Raw genomic sequence first — 20,266 nt, 5'->3', positions numbered from 1 at the left:
TCAATCTTTAGACAATACTAAAGATACTTATGTTTTTTTAATTTTTGGCAATTTATTAATTATTTTCTAATCGAAACTATACAAAAATGATAATAATATCGAGTAAGATTAACAATGATAAAAATCAATTTATATGCTTGCTACCTTATAAATCAAGAGTATCAAATTTAATGGTAAATTGAGCTAGGTGTAGGAGTTATAAACTTTATAAACTAAAGTAAGTATAAGTAAAAAATAATGTCATTAGTCTATGGGAATATAATTCACTCATATCAATAGGTTAATAAATTAATATTGGGTAGTCTAATCTCATAGCTTGACTTAGTCCGTTATCAATAAATCACTTATCTTTAAATAAGTGAAAATCTGGCTACTCAATAGTAAATGTTTCCAACAAATGATTTATAAGATCAAAAAAATCTAGGTATTTTACAACTATAGTTACAGTTATAGCATTAGTTTTTATATAGATATAAAATGAATAAAGTATAATATTGGAAAATCAATGCCCCTATTATCAACATGATTTGAAGTTGAAAGTTAGTTAATAAGCCAATATAGAATTGGGAGCTGGGATTTACAGAAATATGGGCAACCTAATCTAAATGAAATTAAATTAACATAATAAAAATTAGTGATAATACTCTCCATGAGGAATTAATTTTGGATTTGTTCTGTTGTTTTCATAGGTAATTTAATAGTAGTATGAGAACCAATTATGATATCGCATCTTACATTTATCCATAAGAGCAAAATTTCTATATATAAACCTAAATGATGATTACCATATTATAATTTTCGAAAAAATAAATTTAAATAGTTATGATTATAATAGTGAGAGACTTATAAACTTAATGAATCGCAGATATTTCTTGCAAAGTGTTTTAACTTTAGCTACATTACAATTGGCGGTTGGATGTAGCAGTAAGCAAAAGACGCAATTCACAGTAAATCTATTGAAAAATTCTATTCCTGCCCACCTTATTAATAAATTTAGTCAGAGCTTAAAGCAAAATATTCAATTGGAATTTTCTCCTGTAGAACAGTTGCAAACAATATTTCAGGAATTAATAGATTGGCAGCAGCTATCAAAAAATAATACACGAAAAGGATTGAATAATCCTCCACTATTTTGGCCATCAAAATCAAATAAAGTAGCTGATGTCGTTACGCTAGGGAATTACTGGTTAGATATAGCAATTAAGCAAGGTTTAATTCAGCCGTTGGATAGAGAACAAATTCCCAATTGGCACCATTTACCAAAAGAATGGCAACGATTAGTTATGCGCAACCAGCAAGGTGATTTAGATCGTCAGGGCCAGATTTGGGCAGCACCTTACCGTTGGGGGACTACCATGATTGTTTATCGTAGAGACAAGTTTGATAGATTAGGTTGGGAACCACAAGATTGGGGTGATTTATGGCGTGAGGAATTGCGGGATAGAATTTCCATATTAGACCATCCCAGGGAAGTAATTGGTTTGGTGTTAAAAAGGCTAGGTAAATCTTACAATTATGAGGATTTAGAGTTTATAACAGAATTAGAACCTCTGTTGCATTCGCTACATCAACAAGTAAAATTCTATAGTTCTGACAAGTATTTAGAAGCACTACTAATGAAAGATACTTGGCTGGCAGTAGGCTGGTCTAGTGACATACTAAGAGCGATAGCTCGTAACACAACTCTAGCAGCAGTAATTCCCAAATCTGGAACAGCATTATGGGCTGATATGTGGGCTTGTCCATATACAGGAGTGTCAGCCAACATAAATAAAAAGGCTATACATCAGTGGATTAACTTTTGTTGGCAAGCAGAAAATGCCAAACAAATCGCACTATTAACAAAAACTAATTCTCCTATCCCTAATTACATAAAATCAGATGAAATTCAAAAATCATTAAGGGAGATTAGTTTAAATGATCAGATATTTCAGAAAAGTGAGTTTATCCATTGTTTAGAACCAACATTAAATGCCAAATATGAATCTTTATTTACTAGAATCACCAAAGCTTAAGAATTGATTTGATGAAGAAATCGTAACTAATTAATTACAAGTTTACTCATCAAAAATTTTAATTTTCAATGGCTATCCAAAATGTTCTTTAAAAGTCAAACATATTTTAGAAATTTAATGAATATTCCCCAGTATTAACTTTTATATATGTAGCAGATACTATAATTGCCAGAGAGATAAGTAAATTTTTCCCCGTCAACCTGATATATCGGCAATATGAAGTCATATTTGAATCGAACACTGAGGCTAAACTAGATAGCTGCAAGTTAAAAGTTTGTATTTAGTTGATGAGGAAAGTTTTATATGCTTTGTGTAGGAATACTAATATAAAAGAGCTTTTGGCAATGAGCAAGCTGTATGAAAATTTTTATATTAAAGCTATAAAAATAGCAATTATTTCAAAATATATAATATTTTTAAGTGTTAGATTTGTGTGTGAACTAAGTACTATAAGGGTCTAACTAAAAAATTAGTAATTTTCAAAACTTTGAAGTAAATGTATAGTTGATTGTACTTGACATTTTATAATTATTTCTATAATTACTGCTTAAAGTACATAAACTGAGATATTTATTTTTCAATAGTAGCAATTTCTTAAAAGATTTTATATTTAATAAATCTATGTATTATCCCTAGCAAAAAATCATTTACATAGGTATCTTTTGATTAAGAATTTTTCAAATAATAGATAAAAATTGTGATTATTGAATTATCGAAATAGAAGAATATATAGGTAAAATATAGAAAATAAGGATAAACCTATTGGTCACCAATATTTTGAAATTTTAATATTTTAATGACACAACAAAATTATCCTAATGATTTTATTTATCCAATAAAATCAAAGTATTTTGCTAATCAGAATATTGTCTATTTAGGTTTGCTTTTAGTTTATTTATGGTATATAAGAGTGTGGTCTAGGGCAATTCTTTATTGACCAAAACATAAGGAGATTTTTGTGTTACTAAACTCTTCATTATAATAATGCTATTAGCATAATTATTTACTTATTAAAAATAATAAACATTATATAAAACCATGTATAAGCTACTAGACTATAGATAAAGGCAACATTACTAGTAAATTCCCAAACAATAAATCATATGATTACACAGCTTTTGAAGAGTTTGTTTTAGTGATAAGTAATTTAAACTGAAATAAACAAGCATCCACTAAATATGTCATATACTCTATGATTTTTAATATCATGATTTGAAGCTATTGTTACTTTTAAGTAAGTTTATTATAAACCTAAAATCTCGATAATCAACTCTAAACTCCAGCAATTAAGATAGATAATATAAAATATAGAATTTGTGTGTTAAAGGATTTTCAGTCACAATCACAAGAAGGTCTTAAAATATTATTAATTTATATCTGATACTATCCGACACTTAACTTTAATTACTTAACAATTTGGAATCACTATGGCTATAGGCTACGTCGCTCTTGTACTCCATGCTCATCTACCTTTTGTTCGTCATCCAGAAAGTAATTATGTATTGGAGGAAGAATGGCTTTATGAAGCAATTACAGAAACTTATATACCTTTACTGCAAGTATTTGAAGGATTAAAAAGGGACGGCATAGACTTCAAAATTACCATGAGTATGACACCACCTTTGGTATCAATGCTGCGCGATCCACTATTGCAAGAACGTTACAGTCAACACTTAGCCAAATTGGAGGAGTTAGCAGAGTTAGAAGTTGAACATAATACCCACCATGGTCATCTAAAGTATTTAGCTGAACACTATGTTTCCAGCTTCAGTAACACCAGAAAAACATGGGACAGGTATCACAGAGACTTAGTTACAGCTTTTAAAAGATTTCAAGACTCCAATAATTTAGAAATTATCACATGTGGTGCGACTCACGCTTATCTACCATTAATGAAGATGTACCCACAGGCTGTATGGGCACAAATTCAGGTAGCATGCGAGCACTATGAAGAAACATTTGGAAATCTGCCTAGAGGAATTTGGTTGCCAGAATGCGCTTACTATGAAGGCTTGGAAAGAATGTTAGCTGATGCTGGTTTGCGCTATTTTCTCACTGATGGACATGGCATTCTATGTGCTCGTCCTCGTCCTAGATTTGGAACCTATACCCCTATTTTTACTGAAACTGGTGTAGCTGCTTTTGGCAGAGATCATGAGTCCTCCCAACAGGTTTGGTCGTCTGAGGTAGGTTACCCTGGTACACCTGAATATAGAGAATTTTATAAAGATTTAGGTTGGGAAGCAGAATATAACTATATTAAACCCTATATTATGCCTAATGGACAACGGAAAAACATAGGCATTAAGTATCATAAAATCACTAGTAGGGACTTAGGTCTATCAGATAAAGCTTTGTATGACCCCTATTGGGCAAGAAAAAAAGCTTCAGAGCATGCAGAAGACTTTATGTACAATCGGAAGTGTCAAGTAGAACATCTCCAGGGAGTAATGCAACGCCCACCAATTGTTGTATCTCCCTATGATGCTGAATTATTTGGGCACTGGTGGTATGAAGGTCCTTGGTTCCTTGATTATCTGTTTCGTAAATCTTGGTATGACCAAGATTTATATAATTTGACCCACTTGGCAGACTACTTGCGTGACAATACCACCCAACAAGTTTGTCGTCCTTCTCAGTCAAGTTGGGGATATAGAGGATTCCATGAGTATTGGTTAAATGAGACAAATGCGTGGATTTACCCACATTTACATAAGGCTGCAGAGCGGATGATTGAAATTTCTTCTAGAGAAGCCTCAGATATTTTGGAAGAAAAGGCTTTCAACCAGGCAACACGAGAGTTACTTTTAGCACAATCTTCTGACTGGGCATTTATTATGCGCACAAAGACTATGGTTCCCTATGCTATAAGAAGAACTCGGTCACATTTAATGCGATTTAACAAATTATATGAGGATATAAAAACCGATAAAATCGACAGTGGTTGGCTAGAAAAGGTAGAATATATAGATAATATTTTTCCTAACATTAATTATCGTGTTTATCGTCCTTTGTAATAAGGGGAAAACTATATTATGGGATTTTGGGGGCGATATATATGCTCCCATATGTATTTTATGAAGATAAGATTTGTGTGCTATAAAATTTTAAATTGGATTTGTTAACTATAAAATATCTAGGAATGTATTATTTTGGAAATTATCTTCACCATAATTTAAATTCTCCTTATTTTCATTAATAATATCCATACTTAAGTTAATAGAGCTATGCCAAAAATTGAACATTTTATAGAAGTTTGAAATTTAATACATCTAATCAACAGAATAAAATTTTATAACAAAATTTTTCTTCGCTAGAATCTTAGAAACCTCAAGTGACCTTGATGTCTGAGAGACTTATCATTCATTAGTGGTATATGCCCAGGGAGTGTACCAGTGGTGTCAATCTATAACATATGCAAAATCAATCAAATATGAAAAAAACTATTCTAGATGTTCGCAATCTGAAGGTAGAATTCGCTGATGGCGACAATACTTTTACAGCTGTCAATGGTATTGATTTTCAATTAAACCGTGGAGAAATACTAGGTATAGTTGGCGAGTCGGGAAGTGGCAAGTCTGTTACATCCTTAGCAATCATGAAATTAATACGGTCTCCAGGAAGAATCAGTCATGGGGAGATTTTATTTTATTCCCAGAAAAATGGTGGATCAATAGACCTGTTAGAATTATCTACGGAGGAGATGCAACTATATCGTGGTAATGATATTGCCATGATTTTTCAGGAACCTATGAATTCCCTAAATCCTGTTTATACTATTGGTTTTCAGTTATTGGAAGTAATTTTACGCCATAAGAACATAACTGCAGAGCAAGCAAAACATCAGGTGATAAAAGGTTTGCAAGAGGTAAAATTACTACCTAGCGATGAGATCTTAGAACAATATTACATCAATACTGGTATTTCTCCACAAGATAAAACAAATCTAACAAAATTAGTTAATACTCACAAAGCTGAACTTTTGGGAAGATATCCTCATCAACTTTCTGGAGGTCAATTGCAACGTGTTATGATTGCTATGGCAATTGCTTGCAATCCCCTATTACTAATTGCAGATGAACCTACCACTGCTTTGGATGTAACAGTACAAGCCTCAATTATAAATTTAATGCGTGAGTTGCAACAAAAACGAGAAATAGGGATAATTTTTATTACCCATGACTTGGGACTGATTACTGAGGTAGCTGACAGGGTAGCAGTAATGTACAAGGGAAAAATTGTTGAATATGGCAATGCTAGGGAGGTTTTCACCAGTCCTCAACATCCTTATACCATGGGTCTGATTGCCTGCCGGCCTACTCTTGATAGTCACCCGAAAAAATTGCTTACTGTATTTGACTATATGAGTGTGGAAAAATCGGATACTGGAGAAGTCTTAATCAAGGCAAAATTACCAGCCTTTCCATTACAAGTAACTCCTAAAGAAAGAGAACAACGATTAACATATCTTAGGCAACAACCAGCTTTATTAGAGGTGCGGGACTTGAAGGTAGGTTTTCCTGTACGAGGAATATTTGGAAAAATTACACGCTATCATATCGCAGTTAACGGTGTTTCCTTTGATGTTAAGCAAGGAGAAACCTTGGGGTTAGTTGGCGAATCTGGTTGTGGTAAGACTACGATTGGAAGAACTTTGCTCGGATTACTTGAACCCATAGCAGGACAAATTATCTTTGAAGGAAAATATATTAACCAGTTAAAAGGAAAATCCTTAAAGAATCTGCGTAGGGAAATGCAAATTATTTTCCAAAATCCTTTTACTTCTTTAAACCCAAGGTTAAATGTGGGCGATATAGTTACAGAACCATTTTTAATTCACTCTATTGGTAAAACGAAAAAAGCAAGGAAGGAAATGGCTGCTTTTTTATTAGAACGGGTGGGTTTAAATGCAGAATTAATGAAAAACTACCCTCATGAATTTTCTGGGGGAGAAAAGCAACGAATTAGTATTGCACGTTCTTTAGCATTGAATCCTAAATTTATTATTTGTGATGAGTCAGTATCTGCATTGGATGTATCAGTACAAGCACAAGTCTTGAATTTGTTGAAAGAGTTACAAACAGAATTTGGACTAACATATATCTTTATTTCCCATGACTTGAGTGTAGTAAAACACATGAGCGACCGTATTTTGGTTATGAATCATGGGAGAATTGTTGAACAGGGAGTTGCTGAGGAAGTTTACTGCCAACCCCAGCAAGCATATACGCAAAATTTAATAGCTTCTATTCCTACCGGTAGTCCTGAGTATACACAGAAAATTAAACTAAGAGCACGTTAAAATGTCATATGTAAATATGTAGAAATTTTCATTTTATGTGTGTGTTAATCATCCAGTAATGTTAAACGAAAAAAATATCTCCAAATGTAAAAATAAATATTGGTTTTCTTCTATCTAAAAGTCTTTTCCAATTATTAATATCAACTAATTGGAAATCCTGTAATCAAAGTCATCCTAAAAGCGAACTACCACCTTACATTCTCCTCTTTATTTTTCTAGTCTAAACTCAAGGTGTAAGGTATGCTGTATAGCATATATTCTCAGGCATCTGAATTATATATATAATATTATTGATATAATACTTACCCTACAACTCAAATTATCTTTATGTAAAGATCATGATTTCAGGTGGGTGGCATAGCTAATTTTCATATTATCACTGTCTTTCTCCCTATATATCAGCTCTCAATATACTTTCATGGTTTTATGATTATGATTGCCAATAATTATATAGAAACAAAAGGATTTTGTAAGTCCATTTATAATTTTTTTAAGTATTAAATAAAATTAGTTTTATTTGCTTAAACACTGGTAAGCCTCATATTTTTGACTTTTTTGCTTGAGATGCTGAGTAATTTTGATGATAAAAGAAGGATATCTTTATGAGTATACTAATCAGTATCAATATAGTGATAATCATAAATTTTCAATTTATCTCGAATAAACAGGTGCTTTATCAATACTACCTATATTACTAAGGGGCCAAAAACGTATTACAGCACGGCCAATAATATTCCTATTAGGTACTACCCCCCAACAACGGCTATCATAACTACTACCACGGTTATCTCCGAGGACTAAGTATGAATCGAGGGGAATTGTTTTTGGTCTGGAAAGAAAAGGTGGTCGCTGTCCTGAAGTGCAGACTTCTACTGAGGTAAATTGTTCAGGTAAAGCACGACTATTTTCTCTTAATGGCTGTTTGTTGATATAAACTTTGCCTTCTCTCAGTTCTACTGTTTCTCCAGGTAGAGCAACTACACGTTTGATGAATGCATCTTGGTAATTTTCATTCTTTAACTCTTGGGTAGGAGAAAAAACTACAATATCTCCTCGCTGTGGCTTAGTAAATTTATAGCTGAGCTTATCAACAATAATTTTATCTGCTTCCCACTGATTGGGTGTTCCATGTAGGGTTGGCTCCATAGAACCAGAAGGAATCCACCGTGCTTCAGCAACAAATGTACGAATACCAAGAGCAAGGATAACACTTAATCCGATAGTCCTAACAAGTTCTCCTATCCAGGAGTTATTTAGCTGGGTGATATATTTATTATCAGACATCTGATTTTGCAATAAACAAATATAAGTATAAAACCATAGTATACAGTTATTTAAGTAAGCTGGTCATATCGACTTACCATATGATCACCTCGATTTTAACCTCAGTAGCTAAATTTTTATCAGTCATTGCTCTTCAACTTATTGTTTGTTTTATTAATTGACTTGATGATAATATAGCTAGTTTTTCTTTGTAACATCTTTAGTAAATATTTTAACTTTCATCAAGACTTTAACAATCTAAAGTTTCCAAAATAACCATTTACATTACATGAATATTGGTTAAAAGCAATTTCAACCAATATTTGAAAAAATCAATCACCTATTTTAGGCTATAGGGAAAATTCTAGTGATTTATCAAATAAATTCTTATGATTCTAACATCAATTAATAATACTAAAGACTACAAATCAGATTATTGCATTGGCCTCAATTTTGAGATCTATAATTACCAGAAAATAGACCCACAAGAATCTTAAAAAACTATGTATATGATAACAAGTTTTTTGTCGCACTTTACAAAAATTGTCTGAATATTTAAGATAATTAAGTATAACCTATTAAAATGGATGTTTACTAGAGAAAAAATAAATATATAACCAGTTTACTAAAGAATATAATTCTTCATATTTAATAGACAAAGCCATCTAAATTAGGATGGAGTACTTTCCGCCATAAACATGAAATAAACTAGTATTTTTATTATTTTCCCTGAAAATTTTCCTGATGCCACTTATATAACAATTAACTTCATGTCATTACATAGTAGTTTGCTAATTCGCCATGCTCATATTCTGTTGCCTAATGGTGAATCTATAGTTGGAGATGTACTAACTTATGATCACTCAATTGTGGAAGTTGCATCAAGAATTTCAATGACAAAATCAGCTACAGAAATTGATGCAACTGGGTTGACTTTATTGCCAGGGGTAATAGATCCTCAAGTTCACTTTCGGGAACCTGGCTTGGAACACAAAGAAGATTTATTCACTGCCACTTGTGCTTGTGTAAAGGGGGGTATAACTTCATTTCTAGAAATGCCTAATACTCGTCCCCCAACAATTAACCAGGAAGCCCTAAATGATAAACTGAAAAGAGCTGCAAGTAAGTGCTTGGTAAATTATGGCTTTTTTATTGGGGCAACGGGAGAAAATACAGAAGAATTACTTAAGGTAAACCCGACCCCTGGCATTAAAATTTTCATGGGTTCTATGTCTGGAGATTTGTTAGTAGATAATGAAGAAATTTTGGAATCGGTTTTTTCTAAAGGGGATCGCTTGATTGCTGTTCACGCGGAGGATCAAACTAGGATCAACCAAAAACGGTGCGAATTTGCCAATATTCAGGATCCGGCAATTCACTCTCAAATTCAAGACAATCAAGCAGCATTATCAGCAACACAATTAGCATTAAGACTATCTAAAAAATATAAACGCCGATTGCATATCTTACATATGTCTACATGTGATGAGGCAGAGCTGCTGCGTAAAGATAAACCTGACTATGTAACAGCAGAAGTGACACCCCAACATTTATTCTTAAATACTGATCAGTATGCAAACATAGGAACTTTGGCACAGATGAATCCCCCCTTAAGATTGCCTTATGATAATCAAGTATTATGGCAATCCCTGCTAGATGGGGTAATTGACTTTATCGCGACAGATCATGCGCCCCATACCCTACAAGAAAAATCCCAGAGATATCCTAAATCACCCTCAGGTATGCCAGGAGTTGAAACCTCTCTAACCTTGATGTTAACTGCAGCAATGAAGGGAAGTTGTACTGTAGCTCAAGTAGCTAATTGGATGTCTACTGCTCCTGCAAAAGCATATTCTATTAAAAACAAAGGGGCTATAACTCCTGGATATGATGCAGATTTGGTATTAGTAGATTTAAATACTTACCGTAAAGTATTGCGCCAAGACTTATTGACCAAATGTGGCTGGAGTCCCTTCGAAGGTTGGGAACTGACTGGATGGCCTATATACACTATTGTTTGTGGTCAAGTAGCATATGCGAAGGGCAAGATAAATACAGAAGTGAGAGGTCGGATGTTAGAATTTGGAGTTTAAAGCCTTCATACATAATATTTGCATATTTTGCCGCAAATATAGACGAGTTAGGAGTGTATAGCCACACAACTTATTCTTGGTTAATGCATTTATAGTTACAAGCTAAAAACTCGAAAATTAAAATGACAAGATAGAAGTGAGAATCATACACTTCTATTAATTACAAAAGACCAGAAGTAGTATTTAACTCTGCAGTTAGTACATTCGGGTATTATAGTTATTTAGTTATGAATAGAGTCAATAGTGGAGTAAATAATTTGGTGTAGAAAAACTATAAATCAAGCATCAGGCAGAGTAATAGAACTACAAAGAGCAATTTACCCAAGATAAGAAATGATTTAGATAATCAAACATCATCTCACCATAACTGGCATAATTATATATGCAAAGAATTAATAATAACACAGAGTGGAGTGTTAATCGGAGATGTAAACGAGGCAGACTACCAGCAAGTTTGGGAAAAACCAACATCTGGTGTTATTCCAGTAGATAAGTCCGATATAATATTAGCTATTAGATAAGTAATATTTCTTATTAGAATCTTACTTAGGAACAAAGTACTCCAAATCATTAAAACCATTTAGTTTTCATACTCCTGTATAATGGTATTAGTTGGAATATTTAAATCCAGTGTAATAAGATACCTGATTTGGACTTATGATAATACCATCCCTTTATAATTTTAATTATCATTATTCAGTAATTAACTTGATTCTATTCTTTACCTGAACACAAACTTATAACTTAATCAAGCTTTGAGAAATATCTTGGAATAAGATAAAAGAGTTTGTTTTTAGAAGTTAAGCAGTCAATAGAGTCTTAATATATTGACTTAATAATAATTTGGATTGGGACTTATATGCCTGTTACTCATATTTATTATCTGGGGTCGTGAGTGTTGGTTATTTATACCAGCTAATCACCCTGATTTTTAATAAACTCTCCACATTTATAATTGTACCTATTAACTTTCTATTTTTTTGTGTTCTCCGGTAAACCTATTGTATTTTCTATTGTGTTTTTCACATAGTCATTTGTCTGAGAATATCTGTCAAATTTGATCGTTAAGAAAACCTATTTTATCAAAACTTCTCACATTTTTATTATGGGTATATGGCTGAATTTTTTTGTTCGTTGTCTTATTGGTATTTTAATTGATTAAGCATATATACTAGCTTTCAGAAATTCTATTTTTACAATCACTTAGAGTTAGTCATTTTTTATAAATGAACACTTGCAGTATATTCTATTTAGGTGATTGCCACTTTGATGGATAAATAAAAAATATGAAAGTCGTCGATCTAATTACCTGGTTTGAGTCATGGGTCAGTCCTGCTTGGCAGGAAGATTGGGATAACTGTGGCTGGCAAATTGAAACGGGGGTATTACAGTTAGAAGCACGTGTATTAGTATGTCTTACACCGACTTTAGCAGTAATGAATGAAGCAATTGCTATCCAAAAATATGGTGTACCAATCAACTTAATTTTTGCCCATCATCCCCTGATTTTACATCCTATCAAATCACTATGCAGTGGAAATCTATTAACGGAAATATCACGGTTAGCTTTTGCTCATAAAATCAGTATTTATACTGCACATACTAATTTTGATAAGGTTATAGATGGTACATCAGATGTGCTGGGACAAATTTTATCCTTACAAGGTAGTGTACCTATAATACCAACCCAAGAAGATTTGGGTTATGGTCGTGTAGGAGACTTACCCCACAGTATGACATTCCAGGAATTATTAATTAAAATACACTCCAAACTTCATACTTCTAAACTACTATTTTCTCCCACTACCGATTTACAACAGAAAATTTCTAGGGTAGCCGTCTTAGGTGGCTCAGGAGCAAGCTTCATTTCCGAAGCTGCCAAAACAAGTGCTCAGTTATATTTGACTTCTGATTGTAAATTTCACCAATTTCAAGAAAGTCGGGATGCGGGCTTGATTTTGGTTGATGCTGGACATTTTGCTACAGAGCGTCCGGCTTGTAACCGCTTGGTACAGAAATTAAAATCTCTACCTGTGGATTGGGTGGAATTAAGTCAAAAGGATGAGGATTTTCGCCACTTCTATCCTTAGGGAAAACACAAGCTAGAGGAGATTATGTTGAACAACTTGTTCCATAGAAATCTTCTTCTACATGTTTTGCTTATTTTATGAGTAAGCAAAACATGTAGAAGAAGATTTCCTAAATTATATTTTTATATAATAGACTTTTTGAATTAGGTGAAATATAACAATGGATTGTAAAATCTAATATCTTCTCTAATCTTTTCCTAATTTACATTAATTTGAACTTGGTAGTACATGCCTAGTCATAAAATAAAGCAATATTAGAATAAATGTTAATAACTTTATAACTGTGTTGATATTGCATTCAAAAACTATGTATCATATCGCGCCCGTAAAATCATAACTTAGAATAAACGTTTATTGAAGATAACGTTGCAAGACTATTTTTCAAACTGATATTTGAAAAAAAAGAACTAAATCCCGGTAATATATCATTTACTTCGTACTATTTCCCAGTAATAATGTTCAATTTACTAGCATGAGAGGTCATGGAGTTGAATCTGCAGCCATAACCTCATACATATAAATTTTTGTGACTGTTATAACCTAATATATACTCAAGTACAAGCGAAAAAAGACATACTCAATTATTTTGGAGTTCCAATGATATGATGACATGATTAGATGGTATTACAATGGAAGTACCCAAAATTGATATTCTCCCAACTAATTTTGAATATCTAGGTTCATCGTAAATAGTGCTGTTGTTTACAACTTTCGGTAGTTATTACCTTTGATTTCTCCCATAAGAATCAAAAGCATATAGAAAGAGCTCAAGACATATATGCAGTCTTAAACCTATGTCAAATTTCTTCCATGAGCTTATAATAGGGGTTAGTATGTATTATTTTTATGTATTTCTTAGATGCAATGTACAAGTCGGATGGGTAATATAGCGATAGTGTTTTTAAACAAGCTATGAATTTTCCCCCTAAGGAGGTTCCCACGGGCAATCACCCAATAAAATTACTTTTAATTGAACAAGATCCTATTTTTCGGCTTGGATTACAGACAGCTTTGGCAGAATATATCCAAGTTCATATTATTGCTACAGTTGAATCTGACACTGCTACACTTCAAATACTAACTGAACTATCACAAACAGATCCTACTCAAGTCAACTTGGTAGTTATGGAATTGGGTAATGGTCGATCACGCTCCAGCCAATATTTGGGTTTACTTCTATGTAAGCAATTAAAAGCCCAGTATCCCAATCTACCTTTGTTTCTTTTCAGTGCTATAAAAGATGTAGGTTGGTTATTAGCAGCAAAAAAATCAGGTGTCGATGGCTACTGCCCCAAAAGTACTCCAATTCCTGATTTGGTTATCGCTATGGGGAAGGTTATAGCAGGTGATAACTATTGGATGGAAGAAATTGATATATCTGAAGAACCAAAGGCAACCAATGATATAAAACTACCCCTTATAGCCAGGTTAAAGCGTAATCTTAGACTGTCATCTATGAGTTACATTAACTTTACATTAGTGGGTATAACGGAAAAATTACAATTACCTGGACTTCCTATCTTAGAAAGGGCTATTTTGGTAGGGAGACAACGAGAATTAATCGTAGCTGGTAAACTGGTACAATTCTTATTAACGTCTTTTCAGGAAAATAAGCAACAGATATCTACAATGGGTGCAAGTTTTTCCACTATAGGAGAAACTATCCCTTTTAGGTCATCACAAAAATCTCTAACTGCACCACCCTTACTAAGTCCTAAAGCCATTCAATCCGAATTATTTACATCTGTAGTCAACAAGCTACAATTCAGTTTACAAAATCTCACAGACATACCCTTAGAAATAGACATCTTAAGGGATGATAAGAAGCAGGAATTGCTATACCTAATTCTACACAGATTAGTCGATTCTCTTGATGATTTAAGGGACTCTTCTTTAAATATTCACCAATTATCTGAAGTAGTTATAGATAGTCTAATGGACTTGTGGGAAACAGTCACTAAAGATTTTTTTGGAAAATTTACTAAAGTAAATAGAAATGGTAGAGATATAGAAATAGTGGATTGGATTATGCGCGATAGGGAAACCGTTCAAAAAGAAATAATTGGTAAAATCCCTCTTGTCAAAGATTTATTTGTCTATTTGATATTTCAGGAAGAATTGACTGTAGATAATTATTTGTATCCTGCATACAGTAGTGAAGCAAAAGAACGAGGCTCAATGTTGATAGAAAATCTATTGATTCAAGTAGGAAACAGTATTATTCAACCTGTACTCAATAGATTAGCTGATGTGAAGTATATTAAAGATAAATACTATGATCGAAGATTAGACTCTACCAGGGTAATGGAAAAGTTTAGAAATGAACTATCCTGGAAATATCGAGTGAGAAATTATATTCAAGAGCCCCAAGAAATTTTTGAAAGTCGGTTCCAAATATTTGTATTTACACATCGTGGAATTGCAAGGACATCAGTTTACGCACACCGGAACCATGAGTTATCACAACTAACAGGCATTCCTCTATCTTTCACCTTAGTACTTGAGTTTAAGGATGCAATTGCTCCTCTTTTACAGTCACTAGTATCATTTTTAGGTAAAGGCATCATATTTATTTTAACTAAAGTAATGGGAAGAGCAATTGGATTAATTGGAAAAGGAATTTTACAAGCTCTTAGCAGTAATTCCATATCTGATAAAACATCCTCTAGGAAACAATAGTAGAGTGAATATCTTATTTGAGTCATTAGAATATATCTAAATCAAATATAAGGATAAGTAATAACTATTTTATTGTATCGACCCAGCTTGATCAATTTTACTGTGCTGTGTAATTATCTAGTATTAGAATTTAGTTTTCCTAATTCTATTGACATAATATTAACTTTTTTGAACTTGTATGGTCGCATTCATGTGCACTGTGGAAATTCATGGGCACCTAAGGGCTTAGAGTATACACTTGATAACAGTAACAAACCTGCCAAGCTGTCGTTTTCCTTGGTTAATAATATATATATGTATGATTTCAAATCACCTAGCATTCCACCCTTTTTTGTTGGAGTTTCCTATCATCCTCAGCTTTACTAAGTTCATTAACTTGTGTCTACATTATTTTAGTTACTAATCGATTACAGATATACTGGAGATGAACTCGACTATCAACAGGACATCTTGGTGAGGGGACGTCTGTATTAGGCCAGGTTTTCAAATAATGGCAAGGACATATTTCTGTAGGCATTCCCTTACTATGCATTGCAATAGGCATATTGCAGCGTGAGCATTCAACTATTTCCCAAGCAGGTGTTAGTAATTCGTTAATAGTTTGATCAGTTCCTTCCAAGTAATAATCTTTTGTTCTAGGGGAAGAAATTACTTGTTGCCAACACTGTTCAAATTCCTTACTATATTTTCCACCAGCAATTACAATTTTGGGTGATAAGGTAATACCACCCCGACTTGGCACTACAACCATACCCAGCTGGAACCAATGGGCAAGATATTTTTTAACTTCTTGTTTACTAGCCATAGTACAATTGTATCTCCTACGATTAGGATTTTAAACAACTAACTTGGAATTAAAAATAAAGCTTTAATAAGCAGTTGATCCCATGACTTATCTAACATATTTTACCTTTATAAAATTAACTTACAAAATAAATAGACTGGCCTCAACGTACGTGTATTCAAGCGAATTTTAGTATCCAATTAAAGACTTATAGATAAGTGTTTGGGTCGATCACAATGTACAATAAATTCAATTGTACCATTTCACATCAATATTTCTAGTAGGTTTATTTTTAATAAACAAAATAATTAAATAAAATCATTAAATTCTTTACTGTCCATATCAGGTTTAATAGTAATGCCTATTTCAAATAATGTCTCACTCTTCAGCCTTTTAAGAAGACATCGTCATAGATAGCAGAAAACTGCCAAAGTAATTTACCTATCATAAAAGACTAGACAAGAAAGATACACTGAAAAATTACCTTGTGTTTTGTAGTGCCGAATAGTCTAATTTGGTAGTAGGCCAACTGAAACTGATGCTAGTTTTCTTGAGAGTATCTCTTGCGTTTTATTGTGTCATGTGATTCTTAGATAAATTGGCTATATTATATGGGTTCTTATATGTTTCTCATCCACAAAGCTTGCAAAATCCCTCCCAATTATTTTTTTATGTCCATATGTCCCATCAAAACTCGTAATTGTTTCATCTTTCCTTATTTATATTTTTTTATTTTGGCCAAATGAATTCCTACGAATATAAAATTCTTAGCACATATTTATTTTCTATTTCTCCACTTTACTGTTTAAATTGATCTTAATATACAGAATGGTAATCAAAATCAAGCTGGCATATGTTTTACCTGACCCCAAGTATTGCTTAAAAATCTTTTAGAGTACTATAGTAAAGATAATGGAACATACCTTTAATAAGAGGGCAAAAATACCAACCATCTGTATTCTTCCTACTATTATATGTTTCTGTTTGGTTGTATTAAACAAAAGAATTAAAGTCTAAAATAAATATTAAGCCAATAGAATAATAGTTTTGCTTCTTGCTTTTGAATTGTACGTAGCACCATACATAAATTCTGATAGTATGACATCGATGCCTAAGCTATATATTAATTTGATAGCTATATATTAATAAGGTAACAAATCATTTTAATTTGTGTCCTCTTGAACTATAGGTAATGGGAAGCCTAATCTTCCAAGATTAAGGACATATCCCCCCGTCACAAGATAAGCAGTATCAGAAATAACACTCAATTGACGTACTAAATTACCTAAACGATCACGAAAAATTCTACCTAAAGGATAAGCAGGAATAACACCCCAACCAGTTTCTTCTGCAACAAAAATTATCTTGGCAGCTATTATTCCCACTGTTTCCAATAATTCTTGTGCAATGTTAGACCAAGTTTCTTCATTCATATCTAGATAATTTGCAACCCAAGTTCCTAAAGAGTCAACCAATATACAACTATGAGGATGTGCATCTGCAATAACATGTGACAAATTACGAGGAACCTCTAGTGTCAGCCAATTAGGAGGACGACGCAATTGATGATTCTGAATACGTTTTTGCCATTCTGTATCATTAACATCTTGGTTTCCTGTCGCAACATATACTACATGAAGTTGTGTTTCAGTAGCCAAGGTTTCAGCCCATTCACTTTTACCTGAGCGGGCAGGCCCAGTTACTAGGATAATCTGACTCATAGTTTTCCCTCAACATGAATTAGGAATTTTAACATCATGATTTTTTGACACTTGTAAGTAGAATTGCTGCTTACAACATTACTTTCTGAACAGGCTAATACGAGCACATGAAATACAAACGATATTAGAATTATCTTAGTTAATTAGGAAATGGAAAATACTTTTCAGGTATTTTTTAGGAAGTTATTATAATAACAGTAGGCTAAGCCCTACTTCACATAGAGGGGTTTTACCCCCTATTATGACAAGTACCTATGGCATCTATAATCTTGCAATCTTGCATCATTCATCCTGTAGTCATTAGCGCATTATTAAACACCATCAGGTCGTGCAAACTGTGGGTATATTTTTATGAAAGTAAGCTTAAAACGTATTGAGGCAACTTTATATGATTTAGAACGTGTCTCTGCATCCAAAACTGGCAATCATCCAAGACGGCCTCTATCATTCCGGATTAGCGTCAAGACACAATTACCGGAAACATCAGCCCCTTCATCATCAAAGGAAGAGGAAGGGGCTGATTCAGATTTTTTTGTTAAGCATATTTCCGTACAGACATTCCCAGCGCGAGCTCGGGAAAGAGAATTTTCTAATCGTCTCAAATTTAAACATCCTAGTTTTAAGAATTATCACTATGGGGTAAATCCGGCTTTGGCAATAAATTTATTAAGAGAAATTCAGACGGATATTGCCCAATGGCAAGAAGAACTCCAAATAATTGTTCGACAAATACAGGACATTTATTTGGAGGGGCCAATTGTTAATGGTTGGTTGGAATCATATAAAAGGGAATCAGAAACCCAGGGAATGGCAACATTACGTCATGGGGAAGTAGAGCGGTTAATGAACTATGTAGAGGAAATTTGTGCTGATCAAGAAAAAATTTCTTATCAGCTATCCCGTACGTGCTACCGTTTATGTGCCTTAGATTCTGCAGGGAAAGTTTGGTCTCGTCCCTGTCCTACAGAGCAAGTGCCTAGCGTAAGTATGGCACTTGCTCGTTATCAGAAATTACGTCAACTATTAGGTCGAAAGCAATCTTTGGAAAACGGCCTTAGTCAATTAGCAGAAACTCTGACAACTTTGCATGGCCATTTACAAAAATTGGAACCCGATAAGGAAAGGGAAAAGAATTAATAGGATACTATACCAAATTTTTATATCCCCAAAATATGGGAGCAGTTGCGTAAAATTTGTTATTGAACCTTCTTCTTATTTTTTTATGATTACTTTATGAGTTTGCTCGGTTATTAAGTAGACAAACAAGATATTAATTTAGTATGCAAGATATGCTATATATTATTTCCGGTCATTGCAGTTAATATTTTAAGATAATTTTTAATTAGATGGAATTTATATTTGATTTTATTTACACTTGTAAAAATTATACTAACAAATAAGATATGTACTTGAATTTTGATATCGATAGTTAGCTCATAAAGAATTCCAACATTTAATGGTTAATTAATAGTATTAAATGATAAATCTAGCAACTTCACTATCAGGTAATTTAGAATAGGATTATGGGCAATCTGTCTAAAATTAGACTAGCTAATATATTAGCAATTTACCTATAACCAATAGTTACTTATAGATTCATTATATCTGGGGATAATAAGTATGTTTAATTTTCACCTAATTAATATAATTAATGAAGAGCTATTAATAACCAAATTAATTTAGAATAAAATTATTCTTCTTATGAAAATAACTCCATTATTTAGTATTTTATATTTTTGAAAAAATATCCACAGATTGTTTGATAATACTTAGTCTGTTGGTAATGTATTCTAATTAAATTATCTGTATTTATTGTTAAGATTGACTATTTAAATTCATTGATTTGTAGCTTATTTAACTCCCTGTAGTACTTGTAAAACTAGTACAAGTTATTTTTATACTGAATTGAGCCTAAGAATAAAAACTAGTATTTGGAAAGTTCATCTGTCTACTGTAGATTGTGTACTGGCTACGATATCAAAAAAATGTATTCTCAATGATATTCATAAATAAAATCAATGGTTTAAAAGATTAGTTATCAAAGTTATTATCTCAATCAATTAAATTTTCTTTTTTAGTAAAAATATCTGTCATGATAAAAATATCTCAGAATTTAATTAATATTTATATATTTAACTTATTTTTATATAAAATATAAAATTCTTCTTTTATAAGAGTAAAAAAGCTTTGGTTATTGCCAATACAACCATCAATTTTGGATGATAAAACTACATGTCTACGAGCCAAATTTATATTTATTATTGTCTTGCAGGCATGTTACATGAATATAACTGAGTTTTATATAATCAGGTAAAAAAG

Annotated in this window: 10 protein-coding genes; 7 read left to right on the top strand and 3 right to left on the bottom strand. The window is 32.6% G+C overall.

Annotated elements, in window-relative coordinates:
* The first annotated feature begins 854 nt into the window (after positions 1 to 854).
* The 3 genes from RINTHH_RS03180 to RINTHH_RS03170 all read left to right on the top strand — a co-directional run bounded on the left by RINTHH_RS03180 (position 855) and on the right by RINTHH_RS03170 (position 7,317).
* Positions 855 to 2,015: an extracellular solute-binding protein gene (locus tag RINTHH_RS03180; RefSeq protein WP_044304496.1), complete on the top strand. Its 1,161-nt coding sequence runs from the start codon at positions 855 to 857 to the stop codon at positions 2,013 to 2,015.
* A 1,427-nt stretch (positions 2,016 to 3,442) separates the two neighbouring features.
* Positions 3,443 to 5,032 (top strand): glycoside hydrolase family 57 protein, encoded by a 1,590-nt coding sequence (locus tag RINTHH_RS03175; RefSeq protein WP_008232804.1) that lies wholly within the window; start codon positions 3,443 to 3,445, stop codon positions 5,030 to 5,032.
* Positions 5,033 to 5,448: 416 nt separating this feature from the next.
* A complete protein-coding gene (locus tag RINTHH_RS03170) occupies positions 5,449 to 7,317 on the top strand; it encodes an ABC transporter ATP-binding protein (protein ID WP_008232794.1) in 1,869 nt (622 codons plus the stop codon).
* A gap of 651 nt (positions 7,318 to 7,968) precedes the next feature.
* On the opposite strand, the gene lepB is transcribed toward RINTHH_RS03170, so the two are convergent.
* Positions 7,969 to 8,613: a signal peptidase I gene (gene lepB / locus RINTHH_RS03165; RefSeq protein WP_044304494.1), complete on the bottom strand. Its 645-nt coding sequence runs from the start codon at positions 8,611 to 8,613 to the stop codon at positions 7,969 to 7,971.
* Between the two features lie 737 nt (positions 8,614 to 9,350).
* Here lepB and RINTHH_RS03160 point away from each other — a divergent pair.
* The 3 genes from RINTHH_RS03160 (at position 9,351) to RINTHH_RS03150 (ending at position 15,442) form a co-directional block, all read left to right on the top strand.
* Positions 9,351 to 10,673, top strand: a complete 1,323-nt coding sequence (locus RINTHH_RS03160) for a dihydroorotase (protein WP_008232791.1) — start codon at positions 9,351 to 9,353, stop codon at positions 10,671 to 10,673.
* A 1,286-nt stretch (positions 10,674 to 11,959) separates the two neighbouring features.
* Positions 11,960 to 12,763, top strand: coding sequence for a Nif3-like dinuclear metal center hexameric protein (locus RINTHH_RS03155; RefSeq protein WP_008232787.1), 804 nt, complete (start codon positions 11,960 to 11,962; stop codon positions 12,761 to 12,763).
* Between the two features lie 912 nt (positions 12,764 to 13,675).
* A complete protein-coding gene (locus tag RINTHH_RS03150) occupies positions 13,676 to 15,442 on the top strand; it encodes a DUF3685 domain-containing protein (protein WP_008232785.1) in 1,767 nt (588 codons plus the stop codon).
* 382 nt (positions 15,443 to 15,824) lie between these two features.
* On the opposite strand, the gene RINTHH_RS03145 is transcribed toward RINTHH_RS03150, so the two are convergent.
* Complete coding sequence (locus RINTHH_RS03145) at positions 15,825 to 16,247, bottom strand: hypothetical protein (protein WP_008232783.1); 423 nt, start codon at positions 16,245 to 16,247, stop codon at positions 15,825 to 15,827.
* A gap of 1,142 nt (positions 16,248 to 17,389) precedes the next feature.
* Positions 17,390 to 17,947, bottom strand: a complete 558-nt coding sequence (gene cobU, locus RINTHH_RS03140) for a bifunctional adenosylcobinamide kinase/adenosylcobinamide-phosphate guanylyltransferase (RefSeq protein WP_008232781.1) — start codon at positions 17,945 to 17,947, stop codon at positions 17,390 to 17,392.
* Between the two features lie 351 nt (positions 17,948 to 18,298).
* Here cobU and RINTHH_RS03135 point away from each other — a divergent pair, with 351 nt between their 5' ends.
* Positions 18,299 to 19,084: a hypothetical protein gene (locus RINTHH_RS03135; RefSeq protein ID WP_008232779.1), complete on the top strand. Its 786-nt coding sequence runs from the start codon at positions 18,299 to 18,301 to the stop codon at positions 19,082 to 19,084.
* The last annotated feature ends 1,182 nt before the right edge of the window (positions 19,085 to 20,266 follow it).

The sequence above is a fragment of the Richelia intracellularis HH01 genome, assembly GCF_000350105.1.
GTDB classification, from domain to species: Bacteria; Cyanobacteriota; Cyanobacteriia; order Cyanobacteriales; family Nostocaceae; genus Richelia; species Richelia intracellularis.
This window is presented reverse-complemented; position numbering and strand designations above follow the sequence as displayed.